11 protein-coding genes and 1 pseudogene are annotated in these 18,659 nt (G+C 63.4%); 3 read left to right on the top strand and 9 right to left on the bottom strand.

Annotated elements, in window-relative coordinates; all coding sequences use genetic code 11:
• Positions 1 to 117: pseudogene (locus NE850_RS17100) on the top strand (IS5/IS1182 family transposase); the annotation flags it as partial.
• A gap of 383 nt (positions 118 to 500) precedes the next feature.
• Here the strand turns inward: NE850_RS17100 and NE850_RS17095 are convergent.
• From NE850_RS17095 to NE850_RS17075, 5 genes are all read right to left on the bottom strand, one after another.
• Complete coding sequence (locus NE850_RS17095; protein ID WP_310698963.1) at positions 501 to 1,412, bottom strand: hypothetical protein; 912 nt, start codon at positions 1,410 to 1,412, stop codon at positions 501 to 503.
• Complete coding sequence (locus NE850_RS17090; RefSeq protein WP_165185623.1) at positions 1,399 to 1,776, bottom strand: hypothetical protein; 378 nt, start codon at positions 1,774 to 1,776, stop codon at positions 1,399 to 1,401. The genes NE850_RS17095 and NE850_RS17090 overlap by 14 nt, the downstream gene beginning before the upstream one ends.
• Positions 1,773 to 2,042 (bottom strand): hypothetical protein, encoded by a 270-nt coding sequence (locus NE850_RS17085; protein WP_165184126.1) that lies wholly within the window; start codon positions 2,040 to 2,042, stop codon positions 1,773 to 1,775. Before NE850_RS17085 ends, NE850_RS17090 begins: the two co-directional genes overlap by 4 nt.
• Entirely contained in the window at positions 2,039 to 11,617 is a 9,579-nt protein-coding gene (locus NE850_RS17080) for a hemagglutinin repeat-containing protein (RefSeq protein ID WP_310698961.1), read from the bottom strand. Before NE850_RS17080 ends, NE850_RS17085 begins: the two co-directional genes overlap by 4 nt.
• Before the next feature lie 158 nt (positions 11,618 to 11,775).
• The gene (locus tag NE850_RS17075) at positions 11,776 to 12,243 is read right to left on the bottom strand and encodes an Lrp/AsnC family transcriptional regulator (protein WP_011487821.1); all 468 of its coding nucleotides are present in this window, start codon (positions 12,241 to 12,243) and stop codon (positions 11,776 to 11,778) included.
• A 238-nt stretch (positions 12,244 to 12,481) separates the two neighbouring features.
• Here NE850_RS17075 and NE850_RS17070 point away from each other — a divergent pair, with 238 nt between their 5' ends.
• Positions 12,482 to 13,057, top strand: a complete 576-nt coding sequence (locus tag NE850_RS17070) for a cysteine dioxygenase family protein (RefSeq protein ID WP_165185601.1) — start codon at positions 12,482 to 12,484, stop codon at positions 13,055 to 13,057.
• On the opposite strand, the gene NE850_RS17065 is transcribed toward NE850_RS17070, so the two are convergent.
• The 4 genes from NE850_RS17065 to NE850_RS17050 form a co-directional block, all read right to left on the bottom strand.
• Complete coding sequence (locus NE850_RS17065) at positions 13,054 to 15,687, bottom strand: mechanosensitive ion channel domain-containing protein (RefSeq protein WP_310698960.1); 2,634 nt, start codon at positions 15,685 to 15,687, stop codon at positions 13,054 to 13,056. The two genes, NE850_RS17070 and NE850_RS17065, sit on opposite strands and share 4 nt — an antisense overlap.
• 143 nt (positions 15,688 to 15,830) lie before the next feature.
• Positions 15,831 to 16,478: an NAD(P)-dependent oxidoreductase gene (locus tag NE850_RS17060; protein ID WP_007182330.1), complete on the bottom strand. Its 648-nt coding sequence runs from the start codon at positions 16,476 to 16,478 to the stop codon at positions 15,831 to 15,833.
• 155 nt (positions 16,479 to 16,633) lie between these two features.
• Complete coding sequence (locus tag NE850_RS17055) at positions 16,634 to 17,089, bottom strand: Rrf2 family transcriptional regulator (protein WP_007182331.1); 456 nt, start codon at positions 17,087 to 17,089, stop codon at positions 16,634 to 16,636.
• Positions 17,090 to 17,176: 87 nt separating this feature from the next.
• Complete coding sequence (locus NE850_RS17050) at positions 17,177 to 17,647, bottom strand: hypothetical protein (protein ID WP_007182332.1); 471 nt, start codon at positions 17,645 to 17,647, stop codon at positions 17,177 to 17,179.
• A gap of 318 nt (positions 17,648 to 17,965) precedes the next feature.
• Here NE850_RS17050 and NE850_RS17045 point away from each other — a divergent pair, with 318 nt between their 5' ends.
• Positions 17,966 to 18,547, top strand: coding sequence for a DJ-1/PfpI family protein (locus NE850_RS17045; RefSeq protein WP_310698959.1), 582 nt, complete (start codon positions 17,966 to 17,968; stop codon positions 18,545 to 18,547).
• Positions 18,548 to 18,659 lie beyond the last annotated feature (112 nt).

Genomic DNA, 18,659 nt, shown 5'->3' with positions numbered 1-18,659 from the left:
TTTCGTCGTCTTCGCATTCGCTTTGAGCGTCGCGCCGACATTCACGAAGCATTCCTCAAACTCGGTTGCTCCCTCGTCTGCTGGAACATCTTCAGACGTACGGAGCAGTCTTTTTGAAACGGTCTCTAAGCGTTCAAGACTCTCGGCATTGCCCCACAGGACAACGCGAATACCCTCTAGATCTACCGTCAATTTCCCCCGTTGCACATACTTCTCCTGTACCAGCCGAACGTCTTTGTAGGAATACGACCGCGCAGTTATAAAACACACAACAAGATGCTGCTCGTAAACGCTGAATCTATAAAACGCGCCCCCTGAACGGAAAGCCGACTGACCGAACGATGCGATGACGCGCGCTTGCGCAATAAGCTGGCCGGCGCTTCTATCAGCTATTCGCGAAATTGCGGGCAGTAGAACAAAGACCACAATTACGCCGACAATCAGCAATCCAATCACGACCGCCCCTGCTGAAGGGCTAAGCGTTGTCTGAAAGAATGGTTTCATCGCTTCACCGGAGATTGATAGGTCGGATCGACCGAAGCGTTGACAGGTGTACTGAAGCCCGCGCCGATACCGACTGAAACACCATTTATGTAGCGCGTCGCGTCATACCAGGATTTTTCCTGCCACGCCGTTACATTACTCGGGACTACTTGGACGCCAAAGTATTTGCCAATGCCCACCCCGACCGACGTTGGACCTGAATAACGCGAATCGCCCGAAAAATTGATGCTCGCTCCGAAATCCCCCAAACTACCGATTGTGACGTCCGGCTTAAGCGAAGCCGAATCATCGCTCGGCGTGTACGAGAAATTCGGCCCGACAGCAATTCCTGGAGAGACCGGCACGTGAAAGCCCGCCTGCACGGTAACGTCGGGATTGCTGCGTGGATCTGAGTTGGGCATGCCGGCCGCACATTCAGCCGTAATGCAGCCATTTGCCGCCGGAGTGAACGGCCCAGTAGCATCGATCCTTGGCCCGGCTGCATTTTGGGTAGATGGCGCATTCCAGCTATACGGCGAATTTGAGCCGCCCGTGTTCTGGGTAATCAAGTCTTGCAGCGCTTTTGATGGTGTCGCCAACATCGACGGATCTTGCACCAGATAACTCCCCGTGCTGTCCGCCACCAGCTTCATCCCGGCCGTGTCATAAACCGCACCCGCAGGCGTACCCGCGTTCAACGGCACAACGACGCCCGTCGCAGCGATCTCACCATATTGGCTATTGTTCGCCCCACGCATGGCGTTTTCGATCTGTGCCGCCGTGATCGGCGAACCATCAGGGTTCATCAGCCCTTGATCCTTTGCCGCCGCTGCAATCTGCTGTGCCTTCGTTTTTTCGGGCTGATGTAGTTGCCGGTTGTACATGTCTGTTTCCCGCAGCTGCACCTGCATCGTTTCAGACCAACTCACGACCATTCCACACCGAAATTGTGCCAGCGATGGCAACGCCGCACGTCAATACCGGATGTAGGTTGGGTCGCGCAGCTGTCGCTAGCGCAGCAACGCCCGTGTTGATGAGGAATATGCCCGAAGCAATGCGCCAGACTAGGCCTGTACAGCGATTCAGGCACCGAGCCAGCAAGGCGTACTCGACAGTAAAATAAAGTATCTTGGTGATCCCATTATTGGTCGTCGAGACGCGCTGCGTTGTCGGGGCTTGCGGGGCGAAACCAAGGGGAACCACTAAGGTTGCCGCCATAAGCGCAGCCACCACCTGCAGGATCGAGGACAGGTGGAGTATCAACTGTGCGACGCCGAATTTCGTTCGCTTCATTTCGGTTCATCGTGCTTATCGTCTTCGGTTTTGTAGCTCTCGCGCGCCTTTTTGTAGCTGTTGTCGAAGGGTTTGATGTTAAGCATGTGGGCGCGACTAGAAATTCCGCCTAAAGCCATTAGCCCAAAGCCCAACAGGAAAGCCGCCATCCTGGGCACGCGCGGCAACCAATCGAGCGCGAGGCTCATTCCAAATGCGGTAAGGCCTACCACGAACAACGTAATGCGTACCCAGCCAGAGAAATTTCCCGCCTCAACAAATTTCATTTCCTTGTCCCATTCGCATTTACATTGAATATCGAATTGGATTGACGAGTTATCCAATCTTGGATTTGTGTCGAATATGGAGCGTTGTTTAGTGCCGTTGCGGCTCCATTGACCACCAACGATGCTGTCGGAGCGCGGTCCGCTGCGATCTGGCCTGCTAGTGCTACTACGCCTTGATATGTGTACTGTCCGACGTTAGGCCGAACCAGTTGCGATACCCCGTCTGCGGCAATGCCTACTACCGTAGCACCAAAGGCAATTTCACCGAAAGCAGGGGCCAATGGAGACGGTGATACTGCGCCGGTGGCCGCAGCAGAACTGATCCATCCGGCAGTGTTAGAAACCATTGAGGCCGTGTCGGCGCTCGTATTCCGCATGAAGTCCGCGTCCGACTTATCGAACTTCGTGAACGGACCGGTGATATTAATCGAGCCGCTTCCAGTCTGTTGATACGTGAACTGGCTCGGCACTCCACCCGCCGAAGCGCTGTTGTAGTTGGCCAGAATATACGACTGCAACTGCGGATCGGCCTGCGCCGTGACTTGCGTCAGAATCGGTTTGCCGTCTGCCGTCGTCCCGCCCGATATCCATTGTGCGCCCGGGTCCGTCGGCATTTGACCAATAAGTGTAGTCGGCGCGCCAGATTCACTTGTCCCATTCACGCTTACACCCATGATACGAAGCTGGTCTTCGACCTGTGCCTGCGTGTACGTGCCGCCGCTCTTGTCCGCGATCTGCTTCGCCAACGTCTTTTCTTCAGGGTGTAGTTGTCTATTGAAGCGATCCGCATTCGACGCAGCAAAAGCACCTGCACCACCCCCTACAGCCGCTCCCGCCGCCCCCGCCACCAGATTCGACACAACCTGCCCGAGCATCCTGTCAGCCGTCGCATTGCCAGTCGGATCCGCATTGGCAATCGAATTACTCAACTCATTCAACCTCGGCGCGAGTCCAGCCGAAACCCCCGCACCTGCCGCCCCGCCGAGCGCGCTGCCAAAGTTGCCACCACCCAGCCCGCCAAGCACCGCGCCCGCCACAATGTGCATACCGACGCGATCCGCGCCCCCTTCTCCCCAGTCCGCCGCATCCTGCCCGTATTGCGCCGCCGTGCCGGTTTCACCGAGCGCGTTCGCCGCCTTCGCTCCATCAAGCGCCGCTTTCTGCTTGTAGTCCGCGTACGTGCCGATGTCCTTCGCCACCGCTTCCCCTGCCGCATTGGCCGCGTTCATCACATCAGCCTGATTGCCAAGCACCGTGTTCACGTCAGGCAGCTTCGACACCGTACCGTTCAGGTTCGACGTATCCCGGTTCAGGCTCGCCACTTCCTGCTTCTGATTCGCGGAATCGGTAATGGTAATCGTGCCCGCGCTCACGCCGCTCTTCGTCGTCGCACTGGAACTGCCGCTTGCCGACTGACCCAGCATCGGCATGACGCCCTGCGTGCCCGCACTGAAGCCGCTTGTCGACGCGCTGTAGTCCGAATGATTCTGCATGTCCGAGTACGTCAGCGTACCCGTGGCAAGGGTGTTCTTCGACGGGTCCGCATCGCTGGCAATGTACGCGCCCTTCAGATCCGTATTGCCTTTCACGTTCACATCAAAACCACCGGAGCCTGCCTGAATCCCGGCCTGCCCGTTCACTGCGGCATAGTTGCCGTTCGCGCTGCCGTGCTGGCTGCTGAAGGTCGCGCCGCCCCCGCCCTGGCTGATGCTGAAACCACCGCCCGAGCTTTGCTGATGCGCGCTACTCACCGTCGTATCCTGCACCGAGGCAATGTTCAGGTTCCCGCCCACATCCGCAGCAACGTGATTGCCCTTTACATTCGAGCCGACGATGTTCGTATCGCCGCCGGAACTGATCGATACGTTGTTGGCCGCGCTCACATGCGTGTTGTTCTGCATCGCCGCATCCGAATTCGCATCGCCGTGCGCCTTGCTCATCGACGCCGACACACCAAAACCTTTGGTGCCGTACGAAACGCCCACGCTCGCACTGCTCGATTCGTTGGTGCTGCGCGTCGAATCGGTGTTCGTCGTGTTCAGGAGATTCACATCGTTCTTCGCGCTCAGCATGACATCGTTGCCACTGACACTCGAACCGGCGACCGTCACGTTGCCATTATTCGACGACGCTGCCCCATCACCGCCACCGCTCGCGGTGAATGATGCCATGCTACCGGCCTTGACGGTCGAGCCGGTCTGCGTGGTCTGGTCTTCCGTGAAAGTGTTCTTCGTCCTGCTCGTGCCGTAGCTCAACTGCACGCTGATATCCGGAGCGCCGCCACCCACCAGCGACCCGACCGCGCTGCCGGCGTTGCCGACCGCGGCAATCGTGTGCAGGGCCTTGGCCCGTCCATCCTGACTGCTACCCGCCGCCTGCGACTGCTGGATCGCGTTATTGATCGCATCCCCCACACTACCGCCCAGCCCAAGCGTGAAGCCGCTCGTCTTCGTCTCCTGCGTCTCGTCATGGTGATTCGTACCCGTCGCCGCATCGATCGTGACGCTCGCCGCCTTGCCCGTCACATCCCGCGCCGCGATCACATCGCTGCCCGTGATATGCAAACCGTTGCCCGCCGTCATCGTCACGCTGCCGTCCGTGCTGCCCACCAGACTGCCGTTCTGCGTGACCGAGTTATCGTTCGTCGTTTCCTTCCGGTCGCTCGTGCCGTACGAAATGCCGGCGCCGCCCGTGCCGCCCAGACCCAACTTCTGTTCCTGGTGAAAACGGCTGCTCTGACTGGTGTCCTGCGTCGTCGTCACCGTCAGATCATGCCCGGCCGACAGCGACATGTCGTTCGTCGAGGCGACTGTCGAGCCCGCAATCGTCAGATCGTGACCGGCATTCGCACTCACCGTATCACCCGAGACCGTCGAGCCAACGGAGATCACCTGATGCGACGATGTCTGGTCGGTCGTCTTGTCGCTCGACATGAAGCCCGAGCGTTCATTGTGCGAACAGCTCTGCGAGTCGTGCGTTTCGGTCACCGCGCCGATCGTCACATTGCCGGTCGCCGCCAGCGTGGCGGCGCCTCCGCTCACGCTACCGTCTGCGGCACTCGACCCGGTGGTCGCGCTCGACCCCAGCACCGTGAGATTGCCTGCGCCGATAGGCGCGTCCGCCGCCGCGACGAGGCCATGCTCCGACAGCAGCGCAGCCGCCGCTGCCGTCTGCCCGGCCCCGAGCGTCAGATCTCTGGCGGCGTTCAGGTTGCTACCCTGCGCCGTCTCGTCGTAGCTCGAACCGGTGTGCTTCGACTGCGGGCCGCCGAGCGATTGCTCGTTGTGCGAACGCGTGTCGGTCGCGGCGGTCAGCGTCAGATTGTTGGCGGCAATCATCGCTGCATCGCCACCCGTCCTGACGGTCGCATTGGTGAGCGTCGTATTGCCGCCCGACACCGTGGTCAGGTTGCCGCCCGTCGTGATCGTGCTGCCGACGTTCTGTGTCGTGGTGGTATGCCCGCCGTTGAGCCCGTCGTTAGTACCCGCATCCTGCGTCGCGCCAAGCGTCGTCGTGCCGACGTTGATATTGCGGCCCGCGCCCACAAAGGCACTGTTGCCCGACTCGATGGCGGCGCCGGCGAGATTCACATCGCGCTGCGCCAGCACCACCGCATTCTCCGACGCCGAAATCGTGCCGGTGGCCAGTATGTTTTGCGAAGAAGCGCTGGACGTGAAACCGGCCTGTTGCAGTGTGTTCGACACACTCGCGGTCGCCGTTTCGTTGATCACATCACGCCCGGCCTGAACCACCGTCTGCACCCCGCCGATGCGCCCGCTCGTGTTGCGCACGTCCTGCACGGCCGACACCACCGTCGTGCCGCCGCTGCCGATCACACCGCTATTGACGATGTTGTTGCCGAGCACCGCAGTGGCCATGTCCCCCACAATATGACCGCTGTTGCTCACGTCGCCGGTCGCGTTCAGGCTCACCGCGTTACCGGCGACCAGCGCGCCGCTGTCCTGCAGATCGACCGTGTTGGCCTGTGCCAGATACAGCTTCGGCACGAGCACGGTCTGCTGGGTGCCGTCGGGCAGCGTCACGGTCTGCGACACGAGCCACACCAGGTCGGTTGTCAGCTGCTTCATCTGCGCGTCGGTCAGGCCGATGCCCGGCGTGAGTCCGAACGACTTCGCATACGTGACGCCGCTGTTCATCAGCGCGGTGTACTCATCCAGATTGTCCGAATAGCCGGCGAGGAACGTTCGGCCGGTCAACTGCGTGACCTGGTTCATCACGAGTTGCTGCTCATAAGCCCCGTCGCCGAGGCGTTTCTCCGTGGTCTGCGGGTTCAGTCCCAGCGCGCCCAGCAAATAGTCGCTGGAGATGAATTTCGTGTAAGTCGTCAGGCGTGGATCGGTTGCGACCAGATACGTCGCCCCTGGCGCGGTCTGATACGTGTACAGGCTGTTCACCGGCAGCTTCAGGTTCGGGATGCCGCCTGCCGCGCCACCGAGTGTCTGTGGGCGTACGGTGAGGCCGCTCACGCCTGTGGCAATGTTCGCGCTCGCCGTCTGGCCAGTCACGCCGCCTGCCGTGCCCGCGTCCGCGGCCTGTCCGTTCACGCCGCCGAGTTGCGTGCCCGTCGCGTTGCCGCCCGTCACGCCGGAACCCACGACTGTCTGGCCGACCCGGTTCACACTGGCGACGCTGATGGTCTGGCCGCTCGTCTGCACCGCGCCGTTGGCGGTCGCAATCGCGGGCAGCGCCGCGACCGTGGTCGTGCTCTGCGTGATACCGTCTTCGACGATCTTCGTGTCGTCACTGCCGCCGGTCTTCTGATGCCAGTAATAGGTGGACTGTGTGTCGGCGGTCACGGTCTGCTGCAGCACCGTGCCTGAGTCGTTCACGCTGCCGCCCACGGCGCGGCGAATGAGATTCCCGCCCGCGGTCATGGTCGACGATTGGTTGTTGATCGCGCCACCGTCCGAATTGATCCGGATCGAACCCTGCGCCTGCAGAAGCGCGGGCGTGCCGGCGCTCAGCAGCTGGTCAGTCGATGTGGTGCTGGTCGATACGCGCTTCATCTCGACGTAGTCGTGATTGTCCGAACCGAGATCGGTGCGCACGGTCACGTTGTCGGGCCGGATGTTCGTGGCGGGGTTGTAGTCCGGCCACAGCGTGATCGTGTAGGTGCTGCCGTTGTCGGTGATGCCGTTGTAGTACTGGGTTGCGTTGTTCGTGATGGTGCGCGTCTGCGAGACATGCTGCTGGCTGCAGAAATCGTGGGTGTTGCAGACCTCGACCAGCGGGGTCGAGGTACTGATATACGTATCGGTCAGCGGCTGCGTAAACGACAATGTCTGCGCGTTGGCATCGAGGCTGGCGACCTGCGATTTCGGGACCGTGACCGTGATCGGATGCATCAGCGCACCGATGGTCGCCGTGCCAATCGCTCCGCCCCGCCAGTTCCACTGCGGATAGACCGAACTGTCGTAAAAGCCGAGGTCATCACCGGAGAGGCCTCCGGTCCACAGCGTCAGCGTGTTCGTCCCGGTGTTCTGCGGCGTGCCCGCCTGCGTCTGAACCCCCGTGCGCAGGTTGTTGACCGTGTGAGCGGCGATATCCACGTCACCCACCGCCTCGATTGTCGCGGCGCTGTTCGTGAGCGTCCCCGTCTGGTTCGCGAGCATGCCCGAGCCGTCGCGCGCGCCATCCTTCGCGATCGCGAGACTGCCGCCGCTATAGATCAGCGCGCCGTCCGAATTCGTGACCGAGTTCGACGCATAGATGTTCAGACTCTGAGCGGCCGCAATCGCCGCGGCCGCGCCGGTATTCTGCACGTCCGCCGCGTTGACCTGCACGGTGTTGCCGATCAGCGTGCCGGTGTTCGCGAGCGTCGCACTGCGGGTCGTGACCGAATCGCCCTCGATCCTTCCGGCATTGGTGAGCGTGCCCGTCGCATTGACCGTGGTCGACGCCGAGTTGATGTCCGCGCCGGCCGCATTGACCACGTTCGCGCCGCTTGCGCTCAACGCACCGCTCGCCGCGAGCGTGCCGGCGTTCGTCAGCGTGCCGGTGGCCGACACCGTCATGTTGCCGTCCGCACGCAGGCTGTTCGACGCGCCGTTGGTGTAGTCGCCCGTGACGGCGAGCCCCAGATTCCGGCCGGCCGTCATGGTGCCATCGCCGCTGACCATGCCGCTAGCCGTGATGTCGCGATTTGCCCTGAGCGCGCCCGCCGAATTCGCGAGCGACGCCACCCGCACCGACACGTCCTGGCCGCCTTCGAGGCGGCCACTGTCGTTGATCACGCTCGCACCGGACTGGTTGAGGTTCAGCGCCGTACCGCCGTAGATCGTCCCGCCCGAATTGTTCACCCGGTTCGTGACGTTCAGGCTGGCCACGCGCGCGGCAACAAATTTTGCGCTGGCGGTGTTGGTGAGCGTCTGCGCGCCGAGCGTCACGTCGCCATTGCCGCCCATCGTGCCGGCGCTGTTGGTGATGCCGGTCGCGGCCGTAATGGTGGTCGCGCCGCTGCCGCTATTCGTGAGCTTGCCCGAGGTGTTGTCGATGGACGAGGCCGACACGGTGGCGGTCGCGGCATTGCCGGACGCGCCGTTCACCGAAATCGTCCCGCTCGTATTCGAAAGCGCCCCGCCTGCGTTCACCGACAGATTGCCATCGGTCTGCACGGACCCTTGAGTGTTGTCGAACGCGCCCTGGGTGGTCGCCGTCAGGCCGGCTTTACCGTACAGCGTGCCGCCGCGGTTCGTCAGGCTCGTGTTCGCATCGACCTGTGCCGAGCCCTGGGCGGACACGGCGCCGTTCGAATTATCGAGACTGGCCGAGCGGGCGATGAGTGCGCCGTTGGCCGCGATCTGCCCGGCCACATCCGACAGCGCGCCAGGCGTCGTCACATTCAGCGTGCCGGTGCCGGCGTGCTGGATCGAACCGGCGTCGTTCGTGATCGACTGGCCTGACACGGTCAGGTTGGTCGCATTGGTGGCAAGCGTGCCGCCGGTGTTGTCGAGCGTGCCGCCGGCCGAAAGCGTCTGGTCCGCGCTGCCGTACTGGGTGAGGCGGCCGCCGCGATTGCTCAGGTTGCCGCTGCTGGACAGCGCCAGCGTGTCGCCTTCGATCGTGCCGTTCGAGTTGTCGACGGACGCGCCGCTCACGGTCGTAGCCGCACCTGAAAGCGTGCCGTTCCGGTTGTCGACGACGCCAATGCCTGACGCGACCAGCGCGCCGCCGGCGACGATGCTGCCCGCGTGGTTATCGAGCGTCTGCGCCCGCACGGTCGCATCACCCTTCGCGCTCAGACTGCCCTGATTCGATACGGCCGCGCCGGTCACGTCGAGCGTGCCATTGGTCACCAGCTTGCCTGCGCTGTTCGACAGATTTCCCGTGGTAGTCACGGCCAGCGTGCCGCTACCCGCGTGCTGGATCGAACCGGCATCGTTCGTAAGCGATTGCGCCGAGACGTCGAGGTCCGTCGCGTTCGATGCAATCGAACCCCCGGTGTTGTCGAATGCGCCACCTGCGAAAATGCGCTGCGCCGCATTGCCGGACTGGCTGATATGGCCGCCGCGATTGGTCAGGTTGCCGCTACTGGACAGCGTCAGCGTATTGCCTTCGACCGTGCCGCTGGAATTGTCGACCGACGCGCCGCTCACGGTCGTCGCCGTTCCTGAGAGCGTACCGTCGCGGTTATTGAGCGCGCCCGTGCTGCTCGCGCTGAGATTGCCGCCCGCCGTGACGCTGCCCGCATGATTGTCGATCGACTGGGCGTGAAGCGATGCGTCGCCTAGCGCGTTGAACTGCCCCTGGTTCGCAATCGATCCGACCGACACGCCGAGCGCGCCGTTGCTGCCGATCACGCCGCCTGCCGCGCCCGTTGCAGTGATACCCGGCGCATTGACCAGCGCGCCGGTCGCCGTGACGCTCTGAGCGCCGTTGCCGAGCATCACCACGCGCCCTGCGGTATTGTCGATCGAGGCCGCGCCAAGCGTCTGGTTTCCGGAAGACTGGATGATGCCCTGACGGTTGTTCAACGCACCGCCGGTACCGATGTTCAGCGTCGACTGCGAGATGATCTGGCCGCCCTGATTCGACAGCGCGCCCGCCGCAACCGTTTGCGCACCGGCGGAGGAAAGCGCGCCGTTATCGTTCGTCAGCGTCCCCCGCGCGGTGGCATTGATCGCACCGCCCGCAGCGACGCTCGCGCCCGCGAGACTCATGTCGCCAATGCTGGCCAGCAACGTGAGGTTGCCGTTGGCTGAAGTCTGGCTACCGCCGAGGCTCAGCGCCGCGCCGGTCAGCGTCGCATTGCCGCCTGCGGCAGTGTGTCCCGTCGCACCCAGCGCGCCCGAAGTCGCGACCGTCAGATCGCCTGCATGACCGATCGACCCGTCGCCGTTGATGCCCGCGCCGAGCGTGCCGCTCGAACTGAGGCTCGCAGCGCTGATGTTCGTGTTCTGCTGCGCGGCGAGCGTGCCGGTGTTGGACAGCGCGCCCGACGTATTGACCGCCGCTGACTGCTGCGCGTATGTCGAGCCGCTGTTCTGGATACTGGCCGCCGTGGCGGCGAGATTGCCGCTTGCCGTGGTCTTGCCGGCAAGCACGAGCTGGCCGTTCGATTGCAGCGTCAGGTCGCCCGCCTGCGCGGCGAGCACGCCTGCATTCGAGACGCCCACGCCGTACTCGTTGCTCGCCAGAAAAATCCTGTTCGCATACATGCCGCCCAACTGGCTCACGTCGATCGAAACGGCCGGCAATGATCCGCTGCCCGCAATAGGCGTGGCAGCCAGCGTATCGTGATCGACGTGATTCGCGCCGGCGACGACATTCAGCGTGTTGCCGTAGATCGCCGCGTTCGCCGCTACGGCTCGCGCAATCAGGTCCACCTGGTCGACGTTCGATGCGTTCAGCCCCGCGCCCTGGACCGTGATCCGCCCCGCCGTGACATCGAAACCGGTCAGGGCGCCGTTCCCGCCATAGGTCGGATTGCCGGTGGTGAGAATCGCCCGCGAGGTGTTGATAAAACCGCCGCCGTCCAGAATCAGACCGGACGAATTTGCAATCACCACCTCCGCGCGCCGGCCCGCCACCTCGACGTACCCGCGCAATTGCGAGGGATTATTGCTGTTGACCTGATTGACGATGATCGACGCGGACTGCCCCGGCAGGTAGTTAGGATTACCGTTGATATAGCCTGCCTGCTGCGTATTCACGATCGTCGGTGAATTGTTCAGGATCGCGCCGGGGCGTTGGACGTCGAACTGGCCGTACGTGTTGACCGAAACGCCGGCAGCGGACGGCCGGTTCACGTTCACCTGGGGAATCCCGCTCTGCGTCTGGATCACCGACGGCGCGTGCGCGCCGCCCGGCACGATCTGCGCGTGCGCCTCGGGCGTGGAGATGACGAGCGCGCCGGCGAGCGTCATCGCGCCAAGCGCGGCATGACGCAGCGCCAAGCACGAAAGCGACCGGCGCAACACCGTCTGGCGCGCGGCCTGCCGCGCCGATCCGGTTTCTCCCGATACTGTGTTACCTGCCGCCGTGGCGGTTTCCGATACCGCGACCAGCATGCCCCGAAGCCGCCTGAAGATCAGCCTGTAGGTCTTTTTATTCATTATGGGTATTGTTACGACGAAACTGAAACTTTTCGTAACATACACCAGAGTCAGTCCATTTATATCAAGGACTGGTAAAAAAATCGCCAGTTATGAACAATGTTAACTGAATATTGACACTCCTGACCCAAATCGCATCGGGCTCGCCAATGCAGGGCCTACACCGTATAGCGCACCGGCAAAGCCGTCGAATATTTGATCTGCTCCATCGCGAAGCTCGAACTCACGTCGTATAGCGGCACGGCCGCGATCAGCAGCTTGTAGACGCGGTCGTAGTCGTCGATATCGGACACCACCACGCGCAGCAGGTAATCGGTTTCGCCGCTCATCCGGTACACCTCCACGACTTCCGGAATGTCCCGCACCGCACGCGTGAACGTCTGCGCCCATTCCTCCGTGTGCTGATTGGTGCGCACCGCGACGAACACGGTCGTGCCCACGCCGAGCTTGCGCGCGTCGCAAAGCGCGACCTGCGCGCGGATCACGCCCGCCTCTTTCAGACGCTGCAGCCGCTTCCAGCAAGGCGTTTGCGACAGGTTCACGCGTTGCGCCAGCTCGGCGATCGGCATGGTCGCGTCCGCTTGCAGCAACTCCAGCAGCTTCCGGTCGATGATATCCATTCCCATCCTGACACCCCCATAGGAAATTATTCTACTTTTCCGATTCCAGGGGGAATTATATGGAAACTCTTTCTCTGGGCAAACCGGTATAAATATCGCTATCCGAAAATAACCGACAAGCAGCCCCGGCGACCGCCCAACGACCATGAGCCAAGACTTTCACACAGCGTCACCGACGCGTTTCCCAGTCCAACAGTCGCAGTCCGCCAGAGCGCCTCAGACCGCCTCGCGCGATCGGGCCGACATGCTGTTGTACGGCGCGCGCAACGCGCCCCTCGCGCGCCTGTGCGATGCCCTGGATGCGATGTTCGAAGCCTGCGGGCCATCTCCGGAACCGTCTGAGTCAGCCTTCTTCGCGCGCAGCATGCGCATTGCGCTCGCGGACGCGGCGGCGAATCCCGACCTGCTCACGGCAGCGCAGCGCGAAGGCTCGGCGGAGAAGTACCGGCGTCATCTGCTGGCTGCGGACCCGTACGGCCGCTATGCGATCGCCGCGCTGGTGTGGCTGCCGCAGCAGGCAAGCCCCGTGCACGCGCATCACACATGGTGCGGCTACGCGGTGATGGAAGGCACGCTGAGCGAAACGGTATTCGAGTGGAACGGCGCACGGCACTGCGCGAGCGCCACGCGCACACAAGCACGCAATCGGGGCGCCGTGTCGTTCGTGCGAGGCGGCCGTGGCGGGATTCATCAACTGGGCAATCGCAGCGACGAGCCTGCCGTCTCGCTGCATATTTACGGCGTCGCGGGTGCGCAGATCGCGACGCACGTCAACGACGTGGTGCGCGTTGCCGACTGTGGTCACGACGCCCGCAGCTAGGTCTTCCCGCCCGCCTCGCCGGCTGTAGGAATCTGCGGTGGAACCGGCGCTGTCTGCCCGGTCGGCGGCGGCGCCGGCCGTGGTTCGTGCGACACGTCGCGCGCCACCGCAAGCGGCGGATGCACGGCCCGCGCCGCCGATGCGGACGCCGACGTCCCCGGCTGACTCTCGGCATGTCCACGCGGGCCCAACCCCGACATCTCGTCGTCCTGCAAAGGCTGCCCTTCGCTATCCTTCGACGACGTATACACGCGCATCTGCGGCACCGGAATCTCGATGCCCGCTTCGTCCATCTTGCGCTTGAGACGCAGATTGAACGCGCGCGCCACGCTCCATTGCTGCAGCGGCCGCGTCTTGATCTGTCCTTTCACGACCATCCAGTTCGGATCGAAACGGTCCAGTCCCCACACCTCGATCGGTCCGAGCATCTCGCGCCGGTAACGGAAATCGGCCATCAGATCGGCGCCGACCTCACGGATCAACTGCGTGATCTCATCGACGTCGGTAGAGAACGACATGCGCACCTCGAACACCGCATACGCGAAATCGCGCGACAGGTTCTTGACGATCTTGATCTGCGAGAACGGAATCGCGTGAATCGCGCCTTGCCCGTCGCGCAGCCGCACTGTGCGGATCGACAGATGCTCGACCGTGCCCGCGTGGCCGCCGTCCACGTCGATCCAGTCGCCCACCGAAATCGTGTCTTCGATGATGATGAACAGCCCCGTGATCAGGTCGGTCACGAGCGACTGGGCGCCGAAGCCGATCGCGAGGCCGATCACGCCGGCGCCCGCCAGCAGCGGCGTGACATTGATGCCGAGATTGGCCGCCGTCACGATGCCGGCGATGGTCATGATCGTGACGAGCAGCACGTTGCGCAACAGCGGCAGCATGGTGCGGGCGCGCATGCTCGGCACGCGCGACTTGTTGCGCGGCCCCCCCGGATTGAGCGCTTCCGTGATCGCGGTATCGACCAGAATCCACAGCAGCCACGCAATGAACACGGTGGCGATGATCGCCGTCACCGCATGCGCGATGCCGCGCGCCGCCACGTTTTCTTCGACCACCGCAGCCAGCGAGACGCCCCACAAACGCGCCGCGAGTTCAAAGAAAAACAACCAGACAAACAGCGTGACCAGCGTGCCGAAAAAACGCAGCAGGCGCGTCAGATACGGCGAGCGGCGCCGCGTGCGCGCGCTGCGCGGACGCGTCAGGCGCAACACGATGGCCGACACGAAAAAGGCCAGCACCAGCAGCAGCGCGGTCACCACCGAGATCTGCAGCACGTTTTCGTTCGAACCCGAGCCGCCGAGCGTGGCAACCACCGACGCGGTGGCGAGCACCAGCACGGGCACGTGCCACAGCGCGGCGAGCACGTCGAAGGCGTCGGTCGCGGCCTTGTGGGTGGTGCGCTGCTCGTAGGGCCGGTTGCGGATCAGGTGCGCGACCGGCCGGCGAAACGCGAGCGCGAAGTAGCCGGTGAGGACGGCGGCCGTCATGTTGGCCGCGGTCGAAATCAATGCGGCGAGATTCGGCCCGAGCTGATGCGCGACGTCGTAATTGACGGCGGCGTCGCCGAGCGCGCCGCACACGCCGACCACGAACAGCACGCGCCGCGCATGATCGATCAGCAGACGCACGGCGATCCGCCGATGCCCCGAGCCGAACAGCGAAAACATGATCAGACAGATCGCCGAGAACACCGCACCCGCAACGATCGCATAGGCAACCACCATGCCGAGCGTGCGGCCGAGCGCGTCGGGCATGGCGCGCACGAACAGCAGCGCGGCGAGAAAGGCGATGATCCACGGCCCGACGCGGCGCAGCGCGAAGATCAGCAACTCGCGCGTGGTGGGGTTCGGATTGAGCCCCATGACGATGCCGAAGCGCCGGTACAACCGGTGCTGCACGTAGATCAGCGCGCCGGCGCACGCGCCCCAGCCCGCCAGCATCGCAATCATCGAGAACACAATGCGGCCGAAGCTCTCGTGCCCCTGCCCCGAAATGATCGTGTAGAGCTCGTTGCCGGCGGCATTGAAGCGTCCGCCCCAATAGCGGACCGGCGTGCGCCCTTGATGCACGTCGGATTCGAACGACGCAATGCCGGACGCGATCGCGCCGAGCAAGCCAGGACTCGGTTGCACGGGCGCGGCCGGCGCGACGTTCTGCGAGACGTCGCGCAGTTTTTTGAGCTGGGCGACGAGCGCGGTGCGTTGCCGGTCGTTGTCGAGCGTGGAGATCACGCTGTCGAGCGAACGCGCCAGCTCCGCCTGACTCGCCGGCGAGGGCGCGGACGCCGCCTCCGCCGCCGATGCGCCTGAAGCAGGAGACGCGGGCGCCGCGGTCACCGTCGCGCTGTTGATCAGACTCTGCAGGGCCGGAATAACCGGCGTGCCGGTGGCCGCGCCGGCTGCAAGCGCATTCGCGGGCATCCCGCCAAGGCACAGGATCAGCGCGGCGCAAAGCGCTGCGGCCCATGCGCCAAGCCGCGCCGCGAGTGGCGGGCGCACGGCGCGGCGCGCGTCGCGCTCGCTACGGCAAGGGGAAAAGTGGAAGGCGGCGTGAGTCGCCGGCTGCCCGCCGTTGAACGGCGCAGCCCCGGACTCACGCCGCAACGGGCATGACTGCATGGCAATCCGTAGGAAAACGGGAGACGCCAGTGTAGCCGCAGTTTCAACCAGAGCAACCTGACATGCGTAACCGAATGTTAGGACGCTTGCGCGGCCTGCCCGCATGGAAGACCGCGCGCGCCCCACTCAGCCTCGTTTCGGGCTCAATAAGCGGCCGTCGCGATCTGACGGACGAAATGGCCTTGCTCCAGTTCATCGACGAAAGCGATTGCGAAATCTTCCGCGGAAATGCGGCTATCGCCCTCGGCGTCGGTCAGCAAAGTGTTGGCGCCCGTGCGGAATTTTCCCGTGCGCTCGCCCGGTGCGATCAGCGCGGCCGGGGCGAAGAAGGTCCAGTCGAGGTCGGTGACGCCGCGGTAGTAAGCGAACGCGTCCCGATGCGCGAGCGCGATCGCCTTGTAGGCATCCGGGAAGCCTTCCGCATCGACTAGTTGCTTGCCCGGCGCCACTTCGAGCGAACCCGCGCCGCCCACCACGACGAGGCGCTTCAGGCCCGCCGCGCGCACGCCTTCGACGAGCGCACGGGTGGCCTTGCAGAGCGCCGCGAGGTCGTCCTGCGGCGGCGCATAGGCGCTCGCCACCAAGTCGTGACCGCGCACCGCCGCGCCCACGCTTGCGGCGTCGAGCAGATCGGCTTGCGCCGCTTTCAGATTCGCCACACCGGCCGGCACGCGCGCCGGATTGCGCGCCAGCGCCGTCACCTGATGCCCGCGGCGAGCGGCTTCCGCGGCAACCCGCGAACCAATCATGCCGGTGGCGCCGAACAACGCGATCTTCAACTGTTTGCTCATTTTCAATGCTCCTTCATTGATATATATGTAACCATATTGATTACATATAACCGGGAAAAAAGAGGGGCATGAGCCCCCGTTCGTCGAGAAGCGCGTGTTTCGATTGACCGGCACGCGCCCCTTTCTTCCTGCTTTCCTGCTGCCTTTTTGCTACCTCACCCGTGCGAGCGTTTCTTGCGTTCGCGCAGCTTTTCGGCGCGCACCACGTCGGCTGTGGCGTCGGCCAGCGTACGCGCGCCGAGCGAAGCCTCCATAGCCTGCTGCGCTTCGTCGATGATGCCGCGCAACACGCCCTGAATGTTGCGCCCGACCATGCACGCCGGATTCGGCTCCTCGCGATGCAATGCGAATAACTGCGCGTCATCCACCGCACGATACACCTCGAGCAGGGAGATGTGTTCAGGCGCCCGTGCCAGCAGCGCCCCGCCGCCCGCTCCCAGTTGCGAAGTGGTGAGGCCCGCTTCCGCCAGCATGGTCAGAAGCCGGCGGATCAGCGCGGGATTCGTGTTCACGCTGCCCGCGATCATTTCCGACGAAAGCGGCACGCCCCCCTGCAACGACAGCAGCGCGAGCACATGCACCGCAAATGCAAACCGGCTACTCGTGTTCACAGTAAACCCGTCCGGCAACGACAATATGTAACCATAGTAATTACATTTAATCCGGCTGTCAAACGGCCATGCGGTCCGGCCGGCATATCACTTGTCCATCTGCTTTTGCGCGTCGCTCGACTCGCCCGAGGACGAAGCCGACGCGTTCGCCGACGACGCCGAGCTCTGCGCCGACCACTCCTGGAGCTTGCGCCCGGCCGATTCGAGGCTCTGGCCGGTGAGCGACGCGGCCTTGCCGAGTTGCGCATTGGTGGCGCTCGCCGCACTCTGCAGATTCGCCTGCGCGGTCGAAGCGAGCGCGCTGGGGTCGATCCTGATCGACGGCGCGGAAGCGGATTCGAGATTCTGCTGCGCGGCGGATTTGGTCGCGTCGACCTGCTGGCCGACGTAGCTGGCCGCCTGATCGAGCTTCTGACCGGCGACCTGGGCCGCGTCGTTGAGCTTGCCGGCGACCTGGCCCGCGGACGCGTCGTTCTTCTGACAGGCGGCGAGGCCGCCGAACACGACGGCCACGAACGCGGCACGGCGCAACAAAGATGAATGGATAGGTAAAGTCATATTTCAGTGTGAGCCGCGTCGAGCGGCTTCCGCATGCGAAAACGCGCCAATGATACGCCGTTGTGCTGCACGCGCTCTTCAGCAAGCTTCCCGGTACGCTCATCGGTGAAGCCTCGAAGCCCGCTCGCCCGAAACCGCGTTATGCGCTCAGGCCCATGTGGGCGTCGAGTTCAGGGACACCGGGCGCGAGCGCCATTCGATCGTATCCATTGCGTGATCCGTCGCGGTTCTGTCAAACGTAGTGGAGTAGACTGCTTGAGCTTATAGGTGCGTCAATGACGCATTCGCTGTGTTCCGTTGATCAATTGGAGGCATACGATGGCGGCAAAGAAAATTCTGTTTCTGACCGGCGACTTCGCCGAGGATTACGAAACGATGGTGCCGTTTCAGGCGCTGCAGGCAGTTGGCCATGTGGTCGACGCAGTCTGCCCGAACAAGAAGGCCGGTGACCGGATCAAGACCGCGATTCACGATTTCGAAGGCGATCAGACCTATACGGAAAAACCCGGCCATCAATTCACGCTCAACGCCACCTTCGAAGACGCCGATCCGCGCCAATACGACGCGCTGGCGATAGCAGGCGGCCGCGCGCCGGAATATCTGCGGCTCAATCCCAAGGTAATCGAAGTCGTGCGGCAATTCGCCGAAGCGGGCAAGCCGATCGCCGCCATCTGTCACGCCGCGCAAATGCTGGCCGCCGCCGACGTGATCCGCGGCAAGCGCATTTCGGCCTACCCGGCCTGCGCGCCCGAAGTGAAAATGGCGGGCGGCGAATACGCCGACATTCCCGTCGACGCCGCGATCACCGACGCCAATTTCGTCACCGCCCCGGCGTGGCCCGCGCATCCCGAGTGGCTGCGCCAATTCCTCGTGCTGCTCGGTACACGCATCGAGCTCTGATCCCTTCTGCCTGATCCATACCGGCGAGCGCCCTGCCCTTGCGGCAACCCGCGCTCGTCAAAACTCATCCCATTTGAGACTAGTCCGATAGTTTGCAACGGAAGCCTTTCCT

Origin of the sequence: Paraburkholderia sp. USG1, assembly GCF_031570135.1 — a bacterium.
Taxonomy (GTDB): Bacteria; Pseudomonadota; Gammaproteobacteria; order Burkholderiales; family Burkholderiaceae; genus Paraburkholderia; species Paraburkholderia dioscoreae.
This window is presented reverse-complemented; position numbering and strand designations above follow the sequence as displayed.